Raw genomic sequence first — 15123 nt, 5'->3', positions numbered from 1 at the left:
CTGGCGACGTGGAGCCAGCAGGGACGCAATCCCTACGACGAACTCAAGCGAGTTGTCCGAGACAACGAGATGGTTTCACGAGAGTTTGCTGTCCCGACCCTAGAATCCTCGGGGTAAACACGTACGATATGGGCAGTAATAATGTTGAAAAGAATAACGATAATATCCAAACGGAAATTAGAACTTGCCACATAACTAACAATAAATTTATTGAAGAATTTCTCACATACCGATTCATTGGAGTCAAGTAATAATCATGTCTGATGAAACCTCAGACTTTGAGTTAGCCGAACTTGATTATGTCCGCGCCGCGATTCCAGATGGATTACGACTCGAGAGTCCAATTCTTGTCAGAGCAAATGAGGTGCAGCAAACGCCCCTCAGCGACAACGCACCAGTGGTGAAAGTCAGTGACAGAAATCAGAATCCGTTCGACATCAACATCTGGGACATGCACGAAGTCGCTGTTAACTGGAAGGTTGGCCACTGGTATGTCGTAACCGAAGCGCGTGGACATGTATGGAAGACTGAATCAGGAGATGTAAAACACCGCCTGACCTCAACAGCAGATTTTACCGTTGATTGGTTTGGTCAGGACATCGATCCAGCGCCAGTGGATAATCAATTTGAGAGATTATCTGATGGAAGTATCGAACACAATAGTGGGAAAAAATCGGGAGAGATAGAGTGCGATAGCGAAGGCCAGTCAATAGATACAAACTCTAGAGATGCCGAGGAAATCCTTGAGGAAACCGAGGAAGGATCAGTTACCGATGAAATCATCAATGATTTTGAACTCTGACAAGTTTGTTCGTGGTCAGACAAATAGTGGTGATATTCGTGGAAAGTAAACAGGCTAATGTCATTGGACTTATCTCAGACATACACGGTAATTTAGCCGCGCTTGAAGCTGTTCTCGCCGATATGCCAGATGTAGACGCCGTCGTAAACGCCGGCGATGTTGTTGGGTACGGACCGTGGCCTGCAGAGTGTGTCAAGCGTATCAGGCATCCACGTAGTTACTCGATCATGGGAAATCACGATGCAAGATTATTCTGGGACGAAATCACCGATGCAGGTGATGCGTACGCTGCTGAAGTACTTGCGGATGAGCAGAAAGCGTGGATCAAATCTCTTCCCGATCAGCGTCTTTTATTCGATGACCGACTAAAAGTGGTTCACGGACATCCCGTTGACCGATTCCAATATACGTACCAGCCGGAATTTGATGAAACGCTCCTTGACGCTGAAGATATGCTTGTACTTGGCCATACGCACAGACAGGGTTCAGCACGTGTTGACGGCGATCGGCTTGTCGTGAATCCAGGCAGTGTGGGTCAGCCTCGTGACAAGGATCCTCGAGCGTCATATGCGGTTATTAATCTCGAAGAGATGACTATTTCACTTGAACGTACATCATACGATATTGATCGAGTTGCGGAACAGATCGCCGAGACACCAATCAAAGAAAGGAACGCTACTCGCCTGTATCAGGGTCGATAAGTGAGATTATTGGACATTTCAAGTAACACATTTGAGGAAGCGACTAATACAAAATCACAATGGGTTCAGAGACGTATCCAGTATCTATCTTAAACGAAGGTCCGGCCTTCTCTGATGAAATCGAAGGCACCACACAAACAATCCAGGCAGAATTTGGCGGCCAGCCTGTCGAGAGTATCTATCTGGTACCGACAAAGTCAGCGGCGAAAGGAGTTTACAAAATATACTTTTTGCCGAAGGACAGGCAATGGGCGTTGGTTCGGCTAGCACGGCGCTATCGGTGGCTTCTCGAGATTCAATTGCTCCGCGGGATGTCGGGTGAACAGCAACTGCTTGGACAGGACCTGACAGGTGAAGACTTGGAATTCTTGCTTGATATTATTCCGAGCCCGCGGGAAGATTACAGTCCAGTTGTTTACGACATGCTATGGGTTGCAGCCGCCTTCGATGAATATCTTGAGTTGGCCAAAGTAATGCACGGCCGATCGGAGTTTACCCCAAAGGAAGTTGTGGCAGATGCGGATGGAGTTACAGTTGAAGAGATAGGTTTGTTTACGAAATTCCTCCGCAGACATCTTATCGAGCCAGTGGACAACGAACCCAAGAAACGGCACGGACCTTCGAGTAGTCAGACTGTCGAATTATCGATCAACCCCGAAGAGAGCTATAAACTAACCTCAGAAGGTGAAAATGCTATCGAAGGAATTGTGACGGAGTATGAGCGAATCTTAGTCGACCAGCAGTTCGAACCGCTGTTCATCAATCCGGAGCTCAACCCGCTACAGCACTTCGAAGAATATGAACCGGCTGCGGATGAAATGGAGCCTTCGGTTCCAGATGTCGACGCAGAATCCGCGGAAGGGATTCTGGGTGAGATCGCAGGTGAGTTTTCCGATGCAGTTCCCGAATCCGAGGTGCCGACAGACAGTAATTCCTCGAAGGAGTCAGAGACCATCTCAGAGCAGCCTAGTGAAGCCGATAACTTGAGTCCAAAAGCCTCCGAAGAAAATAGGAGTGACTCCCATAGAATGGGGGTGCGAGGGGAAGACAAAACTGAAACGAAGAAACCTGACGCAACTTCATTCACAGACGACCAGATTCTCGGCGGTGTTGAGGCCGCCATAGATTATATTGAGTCCGAAAATGTAGCAAAAGCTGACGATATCAAGAGCGTAGTGTGGAACCAGGGTGAACTGAATGGCCGAAATAGAATGGAATATTGGGAATTAGTCCGAGATGTATTATTACAGCTAGATGATGTCTGCGGGCGTCCGGGTGGACGTGTCTGGACAAGCGCAACCTTTACTGAGTAGTTCGTGACATCGATTTATATATCTGGAAAAATCTTGTCTACCAGAGAAAGTCGTGAAAACAATTATTCCCACCGACCATCTACGACTTCAAGAGAGTTCGTGCGACCAATCCACACGATACTACTACGAATTTGTTGGGGAGAGCGATGACAGCTGGTAACCCCTGGGACAAAGTTGTCGATGAGGACCCTGTTTTCAAATCATCAGTACTGTCTGATCATGACCAACGCGAGTGGCCACGTCGTATCGACTACGTGGCCCGGCGAGTAGCAGATGGTGAATACGTCGTAGGCGACATAAACAATCAGACATTACTCAGCAGCGGCTGGGATCTCGAACACAAAGCTCGGGACTACTATCTTGAAGGCATTGCTGCACTTACAGGCGACCGGTCACGCCAAACAGCGTTGCCTGACGACTTTGATTTGGGGTCTTTGCTAGTCGAATTCCAGGCTCTGCGCGAGGGACTTGCGGACATCGAAAAGGACGACATACCACCTGGTGAAATTCTCTCACGACTACTGACTCGGACAGTCCAGCGGCAGGCGAGCGGGCAGCGAGCTGACTTGGCCAGCCAGCTACGTCCCGACACAGAGACCCCAAGAGAACTAGTCTCGGAACTGACGACGGCTCCTGAACTGGCAGACATTGTCACCAAGGCGCTGCCTGACACGGATGACCCAGAGACACTAACAACCGAGCTTGCGTCGTTGGACCTATCGACGGAGCTGTGGGAACACCAATTAGAAAGTCTTGCACTGTGGCTGCATCACGGCTCGAATGGCTATGTCGATATGGCGACGGCCACTGGGAAAACGGTGCTTGGACTGGCAGCTGTCGCACACACCGTCGATGCGGGATCACTACACCCAGCGGACCAACAACGGCTCGAAGACATCTTCGATAGTGAGATTCCCGAACCTGACCGGCGGCGCTCTAACGACATACTCATCGTCACTACTGACGACTTGCTCGGCATACAGTGGGCACGCCTGTTCCAAGAACACTGCCATACACCTGAGGAATTTACTCGGATCACTGAAAATGGAATCCAGCTCCCTCGAATGCAAATCGAAATCAAGTCAGCAAGGAGTTTAGACGATATTCGTCCTGATGACTACGGCCTTGCCATTTTCGACGAAGTTCACAACTATCGATCTCGGTCGGGATGGGGTGACAATCTAGTCTCGTTCATTGACTCATCATGTCCGGTGTTGGCGTTGACAGGAAGCGTGACCGACGATTTCCGTGCAATTGTTCGGCAAGCTGACCGAAGCTTCCCGGTTGTCTACAGATATACACACGATCGCGCGCTCACTGATGGTGTGATTCCAGACTTCGAGTGGACTCTGAGATTTACTGATGTCACTGAAGGCAGCGCACTTGATCGGCTTCGGGATACGGCCGAGCGGTTCCAAGATATCATTACGTATGACAGTGGAACGCTACACGTTGAGCGGTCAGAAATTGAGTCAGTAGGGCCAGAACTGGATACCGCAGTATCTGAAGAAATCGTCGGTTCGTATACGTCAGGCACTGCGCTGGCGAACAAGTTGCGTGATGTCGGTGATGGTGAATCTGCACCGACAGAGTGGCTTGAATCGCTTGCAAAGGGGCTGTCAGATCGGACCCTGGACCGATTAAATCTCTCGGCGGATCTGACAGCGGTCCTTACAGAAACTGAACGGGCGTTAGCGAGCGGTCGACCCACACTCGTACTGACACGCACATACGGGGAGGCAAAAACCCTCTGGCAAGAATTGAATAAAAAGGACGAGGACCGTTTGATCAAGCGCTTGGAGGCGGGGGCGTCAGCCGAGACACACGCGTCCACTATTAGGAAGTTTGACGAATCTGATGCTGACAAAAAAGTCCTCATCGGTCCCGGGAAACGCATCGGTCAGGGTAACGACATTCACTCGGTTGAGGTTGGTATCAACATCGCCAAACCTGGGAGCGGCGTCAACTCGACGCTGGTTCAACGGCTTGGACGACTCCTCAGAGATGCTGGGAGCAAAGACACTGTCCAATTCCACCACGTGATGGGAGTACAGCCGGGCGACTCCGCCGTCGAACCTGACGGTGAATCATTCGTAAAGACGGTTTCGGAATTCTTTGGGCAGGTCCTCGAGCCCGATAAAGACGGAATTCTCAAGCCACCATCAGTCAATGTCGAAGACACTGTGTCCACCGATGTTGCACAGTTAGAACAGTTAGGCGTCGAAATCTTGGCCCGTGAGAACGGAGCGACGATTCTTGAATTGGCCTACGCTGCTGCGATCGATGAGACACCGGTTGATGTGCCAGCTGTCGGCACGGAGTGGTTTTCAGCAGTATACGGTGTTACCGCTGAAGCTCAGTCGATGGTTACGACTAGCGAACGGGAGACTGAACGGAGTAAAGAGGCAGGTACTGAACGGCAGACCTCGCCCTCGCCTTTAGCCGAACACTATGATGCATTCCGGAGTCTCGGAATTATCCATCGTGGACTGTTGAATAGCGGGCTGGACAATCTGGATGAGACAGATCCGTTCAAGCAATGGATAGAGATGACTAACGCCATTGTTAGCGAACAAGGGTTCGGTGAGCAATCGGCAGGTTACGGTGCCCAGCTGGCGGAAACAGATGCCATCGATATTGACGAGTATCGCGATGTCCATGGCGATGGAAAAAGAGTTACTGATTTCGAAACCCTGTCAATCAGGGAGCCACCGGCTGCAGTACTGGCACTAATTGGCGACCGATTCGCCGACCTATCCACATGGCATGTCCCGCTAACTCCAGACTCTGAGACTCCACTGCCAGTCATTGTCGAATCGGATGCGGAATTAGAGCGTGCAAGCAAACTATTGGAAGAGTTCGACCCAGAGCCTGTGGACGTTGTGGCCGATGAAAATACCGAGCCCCCGAAGATTGAGACTCCGGCGGAGACAAGACCCGTGAATTCAGAAACTGACGAGTCAACGGAAGAGACACCTGTCGCGGAGGTTCGGGGTATTTCGTCATCAACCGCCGACACTTTGTCTCAAGCCGGATATGAAACGCTTGGCCATCTCCAATCTGCGGACGACGCGCAACTATCGGCTGTAGATGGAATTTCGGAGCCACGTGTCAGACTAATCAGAATGTCGGTCGGGCCAGTCTAATAGGATACCAAAGATCAGTTGAGTAATACGCATGGATCATGAATCAATATAACAGACTTCAATGGGAAAGCTGAAACCACCGCAGTGGGTCGAGGCTCGAGACTATCAACAGGAGGCAATCAGCCGGTGGTCAGGGGAAAGTGGTAGAGGAATCCTTCGCATGGCTACGGGAACAGGAAAAACAGTGACGGCCCTGCTAGCAGCCAGCCAAGTCGCAGACTCCGTGGATAACCCTCTACTTGTTGTAATTGCGGTCCCTTATCAACATCTTGTCGACCAATGGGCTGAGGAAGTCAGATCATTCAATTCGAGACCCGTATTGGCATACGAGTCGAGACGAAATTGGCAACCAAAACTAGAGCGGCAGCTACTCGAATTGAATTCAGGCAGTCGAGATATCTGTGTTGTCGTTACAACTCACCGTACCCTCTCTGGAGAGAGCCCACGGCAGACTATTAGGCGGGCGCAAAGCTCGGTAATGTTGATTGCTGATGAGGTACATCATATGGGTGCCCCACACACGCAAAACGCACTGATGGACGATTTCAGTCTTCGTCTTGGGTTGTCGGCGACTCCCGAAAGATGGTACGATGACGAGGGAACCACTGCATTAAACAATTACTTTGGTGGGACAGTTTTCGATTACGGACTTGAACGTGCCATTGATGCCGGTATTCTTTGTGAGTACTATTATGTACCTCATATCGTTGAGCTTGAGGATGACGAAATGGAACTGTATATGCAACTAACCAGACAAATTGGGAGCCTCATGGCTAAGGCCAACAGTGACGATCCGTCTACTGCTCTTGAAGAAAGCGAGGCCCTTCAGCAGGCGCTATTTAAACGTGCTCGTCTAATTGGAACTGCCCGGCAGAAACTCAACGTTTTGATAGACTTGTTTGAACACCAGACAGACCATAGCCACTCGTTGGTCTACTGTAGCGACGGTTCGACCGGTGTAGATACAAAAGGAACTCGTCACGTGGACGCGACGACACAGCGCTTGCGAGAGGAGACAAATTTAGATATTGAGCGGTTCACCGCTAGGGAGGATCAGGCTGAACGAGAAAGACTGCTGTCTGAGTTTGAATCTGGGGAGATCGATGTTCTGACCTCAATTAGGTGCCTTGATGAGGGCGTAGACGTCCCGGCGACTAAAACTGCCTATCTGCTCGCAAGTACAACGAACCCTCGGCAATACGTCCAGCGGCGTGGCCGCATCCTCCGACGCCACGCCGACAAAGAATTCGCGGTGATACACGATTTTGTCACGGTGCCAGATACATCCAGACATCCAAAAATTCTGTCCGATGAGCAGTATGATGTCGAACAGACACTAATTCGAAAAGAGCTCGAGCGTGTGTCCACTTTCACGGATGCTGCACGGAATCACCCTGACGCTGAAGTCACCGGTGTCCCGACGACCGAGGGTACACTCCGAGAGACAAAACGTCGTTACGACCTTCTCGGTGCCTGACCAATTACGGCAAATATGAGATTATAAAATACTTCATAAGTAAGCGGCAGTGCTACTTTGATGCGATATCAATTAATTTCAACGTCATGTTCTGATTAACATATAAATACGTGGAGGGGCCCATTTACATTGATGACAGACATCGCAGACGAAAATGTAAACATAACTAAGACCAAACGGGAGCGGATTCGAGAGCGCGTATTGCAGGCCGAAAAAGACAAACTCCACCTGGATAATCCTCGGGGCATCATCAACGACGTTGAAGACATTATTCGAGAAGAGATTAACTAATGGAACTGAAACGACTCGAACTCGAAAACTTCCGTCAGTTTCGGGATGACGCTATCACCTTTGCAAATGGGTCAGAGAAGAACGTGACGGTAGTCCACGGCCAGAATGGCTCAGGCAAGACAACGCTGCTGAATGCGTTCACCTGGCTGTTCTATGATGACGTTGACTTCGATACTCGTCCTGAGCGCCTGGCAAGCGAGGGGGCTATGGCTGAAGCTGCTGTTGGCGATAAGGTAGATGTCTCGGTTCGTCTCTCATTCGACCACGAGGGGGTCGAATACGTTGCGGAACGGAACGCAGTGTATGAAAAGCAATCGAGTGACGACTTCGATGGTGAGGTTACCGAAATGGACCTTCAGTTGAAGTACCGTGAGAATGGGTCCTGGGCAACACGAAACAACGCATCAAATAAGCTTGACCAGATATTGCCTGAACGACTTAGTGGATTGTTTTTCTTCGACGGTGAGGACATTGATGAGTTGGCGGGCATCGATAATCAAGATCGCATCCAAGAGGCCATCCAGAATATCATGGGCCTTACGATACTGGAGCGGGCGACCAAACACCTCGGCGACGCGGCAGGAAGATTTGAAAATGAAATACAGGAAAGTGCCAGTGAGGAACTCGCCGAACTCATTGACCAGAAACAGGCTATTGAAGAAGAGATAGATGCTCTAAAGCGTGAACAGGATGATGTCCAGCGGAATATTGAACATATTGAGCAGGAAATTAGCGATATAGACCAGAAGCTAGAGCGACTGGATGAAAGCGCAGCACTCCAGGAGCGAAGGTCTGAATACGAAGAGGAGGTCCAGGAACTCGAAACAGATATCGAGAGAATAAACGATCAAATAAAAGAGCAACTCTCCGAAGAAGGGGTAGTTCCTCTCGCGATGCCGCTGATCAGGGAAACAGCTGAGGAGCTAGACGCGATGCGAGAACGTGGTGAGATTCCTTCCGAACTGAGTGACTCATTTATTGAATCCTTGCTGCAAGCCGAACAGTGTATTTGTGGACGGGAGCTAGAACAGGGGACGCAACCGTACGAACACGTCGTTGGACGACGCGGAGACACGATCGAGGACGGTGTCGAACAAGCTGCCCTTCGTATTGTCGGTCAATTAAACAGAATTGCTGAGATCGAATCGGACTTTCTGGAAGAGATTGACGAGTTGACCGCCCAGCGAAGGGAACTTCACGACGAGGTTGAAGACTGGGAGGAGAAGATCGACGATGTGAGCACAGAACTACAAAAGATGGACAGCACGACTGATGAAGGGCTGTCTCCTTCGCAACTGGAGAACAATCGTGAACAAAAACTTGCCGAACGCGATGATCTTATCGGTGAGGAAGCTGCCATTGAGCAGAAAATAGATGACAAAAACGAAGCTATTTCAGAAATTGAAACTGAAATAGACGACCAGCAAGACGAGCACGCTGAAACACTCTTAGCAAAAAAGCGTCGGAAAGCTGCTAAAGAGGTAGAACACGAGTTGCAAACGGTGTTCGACAACTTGAAGAATAAAGTCCGACGGTGGTCAAACGAGCGGATTCAGTCTGAGTTTAGTGAGATCGCGACTAAAGACCTCCAGGCTGAGATATCAGAGGACTTCGCCCTGAAAATCTGGCAGCAAGTTGGCGACGAACAAATAGAGGTAGATAAATCGAGAGGTGAACGACAGATTGCCAGCTTGGCGTTTATCGGCAGCTTGGTTGATATTGCACAAGAGCGGTACGAGAGTGAAGCAGAGTCTGAGTATTTCGATACAGGAGGCATCTATCCAATCGTGATGGATTCTCCCTTTGGTGCACTCGACAAAACTCATAGAAGAGAAGTTAGCGAAGCAATCCCAAGGTTAGCGAACCAGGTGGTAGTTTTCGCAACTGATGCGCAGTGGGAAGGCCCTGTCGAAGATGAAATGGAGGATATTGTCGGCGAGGTGTACTGGCTCAACTTCACCGACGGTGAGGGTGTAGACAACCATCCTCAGACCCGGATTGAGACAGAACAGATGGCCGCACGAGGTGATTAAAATGAGGACACAGAAGTACAAAAAATCAGAATTGTACGACCGAGTCGTTGAGACGCACGAAATCTTCGAGAACTCGTATGACTTTATGGTCTTTCTTGCAGTGGTTGGCTACCGGGAAAATCAAAAAATCACCTCAAATTATCTTGGTAGCAACGGAATGAGTGGTGAAATAGGTGTAGACAATCTCAAAGGTAACGAACTATATCGAACAGTGATGGCTTGTCTAGCGTTTCAGGATACTGGAGACCCGAGTGCTTTAGTAGATGAAGGTCAGCAGTCAAAAACACTTGCACAGTATGCAGCTGGTGGCCTTGACTTCGCTGAAAAAGAGTTCGGAAAGGTTGCCGGTGACCCGACCGATGCCATTGTAAATTACATCAGAACAGCACAAGATGACGAACCTGGTTCGGGGGGTGAACTTGAGAAAATCGTCGAAAGTTTCGATGAGGAAATAATGAAGGGGACCTGAGATGTCCAATCAGGATAACGACCCACCAGTACACGAGTCTTTAACCGTCATTGAGTTTACAGATATCTACCGAACCGAAGAATGGTGGAAAGCGGTGGTACGATACCGTCTTGAAAGTAATTCAGAAGAAACAGCAATCTACCTCTGGCATAATGATGATGATGATGGCTGGACCCGCAAAAATAAGTACGTAATCAAAACCGAAGAGGCGTGGGAGACAGATCGTCAGGTGATCAAGTCTCTGCTTGATGGACAGGGAAACGACGGTGATTTTCCTGTTAGTGATTACTACAATATCGATGCGGGTACGACCGTTTCGAAGTCTGACGACTGGTGGAAAGCCATCGTGCGGATTGATCAGAAAGGGTCGTACGAGACTGAGGAAGTTATTGTCTACCTCTGGCAGTATCAGGATGATAAGTGGCGACGGCGACAAAAGTATGCTATCAAGGATAACGACAGCTGGGCTGAGGAAAGAGACATAATTTCCTCCATGCTAAGCGACTCCGCGGGTCAGGTTAGTCCAGGGGCCGGTGAAACTCCGGCTACTGCAACTGATCGCTCAGATACGTCCACTTCCGAACCTATCGACTCCAGTATCATGAAGGAACTCGAAGAAATCGGTGACGATATCGAGAAACACCTTAGTGAAACGTTGGATAATTAGTCACGGTTGATCCAACAGTGATCAGCTAAACTTTCAAAAGCACCTGAACTCTGACGGGAACGTGCAAAACTTCTGCGCCTTATTCTGATAACTAACTTACATTTTCTGGATACGGATATTCCGACTGTAAGTACTCAAGAATCTTCTTGGGGTATGGGGTAAAGGATGGTTCCGTGGAAATTCCATTAGGCCAGCACTCCTCAAAAACAGATTTAATATCAAACACATTGGAAACGTTAACAACTACACTCCCTGTGTTTTTTCCAATAGTTGGGCGCTTAGCTCCGAAGGACCCAAACCAGTTTTGCAGTCGCTCGGCGCTTTCTTCATCATCTACGCGTACCACCCACCCACCAGTGCTAAAGTATCCGCTTGACTCAAGATATCCACGAACGAATGGCGCACGAAGACCCGTATCCAGGGTAGGGATCTCAGATTCTGGCTTGTCTGGGTCAGGATATCCAGCCGAGAGGAGATTCTCTATAAATCTCTGATTAAAAACACATGTCTGTATAATATTCTGCTCTTGCTTGGACGTGGCGGAGTTTTCCGTAACTGAGTACTCACTGTCAATGGCTTCAGCAAACCCCCTAACAAAATGTTCCTTACTGGCTGCTCGTCCAATTTGTAAGTACGACTCATAATCTTGACGTTTTATTGAAGAGCGTGCTACAACAGTTCCCAGCCAGTATGCTTTCTCAGGAGAATCTAAATCATTGAAATACTCCTCATTAACTTCGGTTGTTGCATACCTGCCCTCACCCGCTTCATAGGTCTCTAATCCAGCTTCACGCTTGGCATCGTTCCATGTGCCAAAGGCGTTCTGTATAGCATAACCAGACACTTCGAAATCCAACGAGTTGAATTGGCGTAGCGATGGCGACCTGCCAAATTCCTCTTTTGCACTTTCGAGCAAAGAGATCATTTTCTGCTTCTGCTCAACAGGTACCCCCTCAGAAACCTCTTCAGGGTCGTCAGGAAGCTCTTCTGATAATATTTCATCTATCTCTTCGATATAATCATTAGACATATTCGCACCTTGGGAGTTCAACTGATACAAAAGTTAGGATCATTCTAAAAAAATCGCACCCAGTGTCGGAATGACGATATCCCCGGATGTTGAGTCTAATTTTAACTCGTTTGAGTTTAGTAGCGGTCGAAGGCAAACTCACCTCGTTCACCCTGGCTGCGTAACCGGTTCGTGTGTAAATTTGGGTTCTGTGACGCCTCCAGCAACAACTCGTCGAGATTCGGCAGTTCGTAGCCTAACTTCAGCATCGGGTACAATTGAATCAGGTGTGCATTCCGTTCGACTGCCAGTGAACCACAGCGAGGAGGAAGCCGCGAAGCCGACTCGTCGGTGTCCGTGGCATCACATTGCTTCGCGTCCATCCTTTTCAGTTCGTCCACGATGTCACGGCTGATCATCAGGCAGACGGCAGCCATGTTGATCAACGCCTCGATGATGTACGGTTTGGTCGTGTTGAGTTCGTTGTGTCGGACTGCGATTTCAGCTCTTTTAACAACAGCTCCAATTCCCACCGCGCCCGTTAGAGCTGTGGGATATCGGACGCGGGATACTTCCTACGCAACAAATTTGTGAAATAGAGATGGTGCACGTCCTCGTCTCAACCGAATCGAATTTCGACATGTTTGCGCGTACTCATGTCTGTGAGTATCAGAAGCTGAAAAGACGAGGGTAACGATTTATATTCGGCGGTTTTCCTATCTTATTGAGACGAGGGTGGTCAACTGTGACACAAAATATCGATGAACTTGCCAATAATATTCGGGGATCAGAGTCCCCGTCAGAACAACTGAAACAATCTTTTCTTCGCTCTCGACCACGCTCCCAATGGTCACCATATCTTGATGAGACGGCAAAGGATATCGTGTCGGGTATTGGTATCGGAGACACAGGCCTAGACAAGTACAATTTCCCAAGAGAAGTTGGCCCAATCTATCGTGACGGGCTCCTAGCAGCGACAGAAGGGTATTCCGACCTCCCCTCAGTACTGAACGAAATCAACGAAACAGACATAGGGCAGGCAATGTTCCTTTTGAATCGCCTGGAACACGAGATCAATCGGTCTGACACTGGGCTTGAGGACACACAACGCGCCGTTAGTGCAGTTCTGGAGAAGATTCTCTCCGACACTGCCGAGTCGAAGGTGACACCACACCTCGCCGAGACGAGCAACTCCACGGCGGATATTCTGATTCAAATGTTGTCCGACCCCGTCGTCGCTGAACGAGTCAACGAGGTACTCGATGCCTTCGAAGACGCCTATCACACCGGGCTCCTGGCAGAACTCGACCGGCCACAGATGATGACCCCGCTGTGGAACCATCAGCGCGATGCGATTGAAGAGTGGCTCGCTGCTGGGAGTAGCGGCTACGTCGACATGGCAACGGCGACTGGAAAAACCGTCTTGGGACTGGCCGCGATCGCAGTCCACTACGGTTCTCTCCATACAGTAGACGCGGACATCGATAGAAGCAAAGAATCAGACGCAAGCAAAAGTGACATCTTAGTCGTAGCGCACAACGACCTCATTCTCGAACAGTGGCGACGAGAGTTCGACCGTCATCTCAATATCCCTCCGGACAGGACGCACGGAAGCGACCCCGTCGACCTCACCTGGGGACGAGTCCATTTTAAAACGGCACAGACCCTCGTCAATGCGGATCGCATCGAGTACGACCTTGTGATCCTCGACGAGGCTCACCACTACGCCAGTGGAACCGGGTGGGGACAACTCTTAGAAGAATTCGATAATAACGTGTTGGCGCTGTCGGGATCTGTCGATACAGATAGTCAAGAAAGCTCTACAGTCAGGGAACGACTCGAAGCAAAGCTCGGGCCCGAGTGTAAACGATACACGCTGGCGCAGGCCCAGCGCGACGGTGTGATCCCAACTTTTGACTGGTCGGTCGAATACACAGAAGCCGCGGGAGACGACACCCAATTCCGCGAGATTACAGAGCGGGCAAAGTCGTCATTCCGTACCTTCCAGAACCGGCTCGAAGATGGAACACTTGACGTCGATTCCGACCGCCGGCTACGGACCTTCGACGATATCAGAAAATTCTCACATACGACCGAGGGGAAATCATTGAAACAGTCGGATGACCAGTTCCGAGACTTTGTTACAACGCTGTTTTCACGGCGGACGCAGCGCTGGAACCAGTCACCTGATCCCGATGCAGTTGCAGATATCGTAGCTAGAGAAGTCAACCGGAAGATTGTGGTGCTTACGAACAACAACGCGCAGATTGACGCTATCGTGGACACGCTACGTGACCGTAGCCGAATCAGTGATTCGACCAACGTGTACAGTGTGACGAGCGGCCAGTCAAGCCAGGAGCAGCGTAACACTGTGGACAGGTTCGACACCCCCGGGGAACCAGCCGTCCTCATCGGTACCGGCGACTTGCTCGGTGAAGGCGTAGACATGCAACACGCCGAAGTCGGGATTAACATGGCGACTGGAAGCGTCAACAAGCAACTAATCCAGCGGATTGGTCGCGTCCTCCGGAACCCAGGCACCGACAAGCAAGTTCGATTCGTCAACATGGTCGGTGTTCCTACCGAGCGCGACGTCCAGATACCGGTTGAGGATGGACAATCCCTAGTCGAGGATGCCCAGCAGTTCAAACAGTTCGGTGATAGTTTCGACAACGACCCTGTATTTACGGTGGGTGAAAGAGCTGACTTGGCCGGTATCAAGCGGCTCTTTGAGGGAGGTTACAAACGGATAACCACTCTCGATGAAGAAGGATTGTACGAGTGGCCTGAAAGTGAGGCTCAGCGCGAGACGCTGAAGCAACTCCTGGCGGCTATTTCTGACGAACAAGACCCTGAAGCAGTCCTGCTGTCGTGGAGTCCAGACGACCGAGACACCGATCGCGGGACAGGCTCCAGTCGTCCCGGTGAGTTAGTCCTTAAAGTACTCGACAGCGGTGACAGGCCAGTTGAGGATGCGTTCGTTTCACTCTCCGGCGACACCACCGCAACATTCGATCGTACTGACGACGGTGGCGAAGTTCGATTCTTCGATGTTAATCAAGAGTGTATTGCGAGTATCCACACACCCGATGGCGGCATCCGTACCGTCCAGGTCAGTATAGAGAACAGTCAAGCAACGAATTTCACAGTCAATGTCAAATCAGCACTCCAGTCATGAATCAGCGCAAACGCGGACAATTAAAATCCGGTGGGAT

11 protein-coding genes and 1 pseudogene are annotated in these 15123 nt (G+C 50.0%); 10 read left to right on the top strand and 2 right to left on the bottom strand.

From position 1 onward, the window contains the following. The first annotated feature begins 256 nt into the window (after positions 1 to 256). The 9 genes from EOW68_RS16320 to EOW68_RS16285 all read left to right on the top strand — a co-directional run bounded on the left by EOW68_RS16320 (position 257) and on the right by EOW68_RS16285 (position 10899). On the top strand, positions 257 to 802 hold the full coding sequence (locus tag EOW68_RS16320; protein WP_128226231.1) for a hypothetical protein: 546 nt from the start codon (positions 257 to 259) through the stop codon (positions 800 to 802). A gap of 38 nt (positions 803 to 840) precedes the next feature. After that, the gene (locus tag EOW68_RS16315) at positions 841 to 1503 is read left to right on the top strand and encodes a metallophosphoesterase family protein (protein WP_431359005.1); all 663 of its coding nucleotides are present in this window, start codon (positions 841 to 843) and stop codon (positions 1501 to 1503) included. Between the two features lie 59 nt (positions 1504 to 1562). Next, positions 1563 to 2816: a hypothetical protein gene (locus tag EOW68_RS16310; protein ID WP_128226230.1), complete on the top strand. Its 1254-nt coding sequence runs from the start codon at positions 1563 to 1565 to the stop codon at positions 2814 to 2816. Positions 2817 to 2962: 146 nt separating this feature from the next. Continuing rightward, complete coding sequence (locus EOW68_RS16305; protein ID WP_128226229.1) at positions 2963 to 5962, top strand: DEAD/DEAH box helicase; 3000 nt, start codon at positions 2963 to 2965, stop codon at positions 5960 to 5962. A 61-nt stretch (positions 5963 to 6023) separates the two neighbouring features. Further along, the gene (locus tag EOW68_RS16300) at positions 6024 to 7439 is read left to right on the top strand and encodes a DEAD/DEAH box helicase family protein (RefSeq protein ID WP_128226228.1); all 1416 of its coding nucleotides are present in this window, start codon (positions 6024 to 6026) and stop codon (positions 7437 to 7439) included. A 132-nt stretch (positions 7440 to 7571) separates the two neighbouring features. After that, positions 7572 to 7730 (top strand): hypothetical protein, encoded by a 159-nt coding sequence (locus EOW68_RS18935; protein WP_431359004.1) that lies wholly within the window; start codon positions 7572 to 7574, stop codon positions 7728 to 7730. Next, on the top strand, positions 7730 to 9763 hold the full coding sequence (locus EOW68_RS16295) for an AAA family ATPase (protein ID WP_128226227.1): 2034 nt from the start codon (positions 7730 to 7732) through the stop codon (positions 9761 to 9763). The genes EOW68_RS18935 and EOW68_RS16295 overlap by 1 nt, the downstream gene beginning before the upstream one ends. Position 9764: 1 nt before the next feature. Further along, positions 9765 to 10232, top strand: coding sequence for a hypothetical protein (locus tag EOW68_RS16290; protein WP_128226226.1), 468 nt, complete (start codon positions 9765 to 9767; stop codon positions 10230 to 10232). Between the two features lies 1 nt (position 10233). Then, positions 10234 to 10899 (top strand): hypothetical protein, encoded by a 666-nt coding sequence (locus EOW68_RS16285; protein WP_128226225.1) that lies wholly within the window; start codon positions 10234 to 10236, stop codon positions 10897 to 10899. A gap of 91 nt (positions 10900 to 10990) precedes the next feature. Here EOW68_RS16285 and EOW68_RS16280 read toward each other — a convergent pair whose 3' ends face one another. Together EOW68_RS16280 and EOW68_RS16275 are read right to left on the bottom strand one after the other, a co-directional pair. Then, on the bottom strand, positions 10991 to 11929 hold the full coding sequence (locus EOW68_RS16280) for a homing endonuclease associated repeat-containing protein (RefSeq protein ID WP_128226224.1): 939 nt from the start codon (positions 11927 to 11929) through the stop codon (positions 10991 to 10993). A 116-nt stretch (positions 11930 to 12045) separates the two neighbouring features. Beyond that, positions 12046 to 12515 (bottom strand): annotated as a pseudogene (locus EOW68_RS16275) (IS4 family transposase); the annotation flags it as partial. 435 nt (positions 12516 to 12950) lie between these two features. Here EOW68_RS16275 and EOW68_RS16270 point away from each other — a divergent pair. Beyond that, positions 12951 to 15086 carry a DEAD/DEAH box helicase gene (locus EOW68_RS16270; protein ID WP_152035123.1) on the top strand — a complete coding sequence of 712 codons (2136 nt, stop codon included), beginning with the start codon at positions 12951 to 12953 and terminating at the stop codon, positions 15084 to 15086. The last annotated feature ends 37 nt before the right edge of the window (positions 15087 to 15123 follow it).

The sequence above is a fragment of the Halovenus amylolytica genome, assembly GCA_004015825.1.
GTDB lineage: Archaea > Halobacteriota > Halobacteria > Halobacteriales > Haloarculaceae > Halovenus > Halovenus amylolytica.
Note: the sequence above shows the minus strand (reverse complement) of the source record. Positions and strands in the feature narration are given on the sequence as shown.

What these genes read in the sequence shown, in the direction of transcription:
- EOW68_RS16320 (WP_128226231.1), top strand. Translation starts at nt 257, where the DNA reads ATGTCTGATGAAACCTCAGACTTTGAGTTAGCCGAACTTGATTATGTC.
- EOW68_RS16310 (WP_128226230.1), top strand. Translation starts at nt 1,563, where the DNA reads ATGGGTTCAGAGACGTATCCAGTATCTATCTTAAACGAAGGTCCGGCC.
- EOW68_RS16305 (WP_128226229.1), top strand. Translation starts at nt 2,963, where the DNA reads ATGACAGCTGGTAACCCCTGGGACAAAGTTGTCGATGAGGACCCTGTT.
- EOW68_RS16300 (WP_128226228.1), top strand. Translation starts at nt 6,024, where the DNA reads ATGGGAAAGCTGAAACCACCGCAGTGGGTCGAGGCTCGAGACTATCAA.
- EOW68_RS18935 (WP_431359004.1), top strand. Translation starts at nt 7,572, where the DNA reads ATGACAGACATCGCAGACGAAAATGTAAACATAACTAAGACCAAACGG.
- EOW68_RS16295 (WP_128226227.1), top strand. Translation starts at nt 7,730, where the DNA reads ATGGAACTGAAACGACTCGAACTCGAAAACTTCCGTCAGTTTCGGGAT.
- EOW68_RS16290 (WP_128226226.1), top strand. Translation starts at nt 9,765, where the DNA reads ATGAGGACACAGAAGTACAAAAAATCAGAATTGTACGACCGAGTCGTT.
- EOW68_RS16285 (WP_128226225.1), top strand. Translation starts at nt 10,234, where the DNA reads ATGTCCAATCAGGATAACGACCCACCAGTACACGAGTCTTTAACCGTC.
- EOW68_RS16280 (WP_128226224.1), bottom strand. Translation starts at nt 11,929, where the DNA reads ATGTCTAATGATTATATCGAAGAGATAGATGAAATATTATCAGAAGAG.
- EOW68_RS16270 (WP_152035123.1), top strand. Translation starts at nt 12,951, where the DNA reads ATGTTCCTTTTGAATCGCCTGGAACACGAGATCAATCGGTCTGACACT.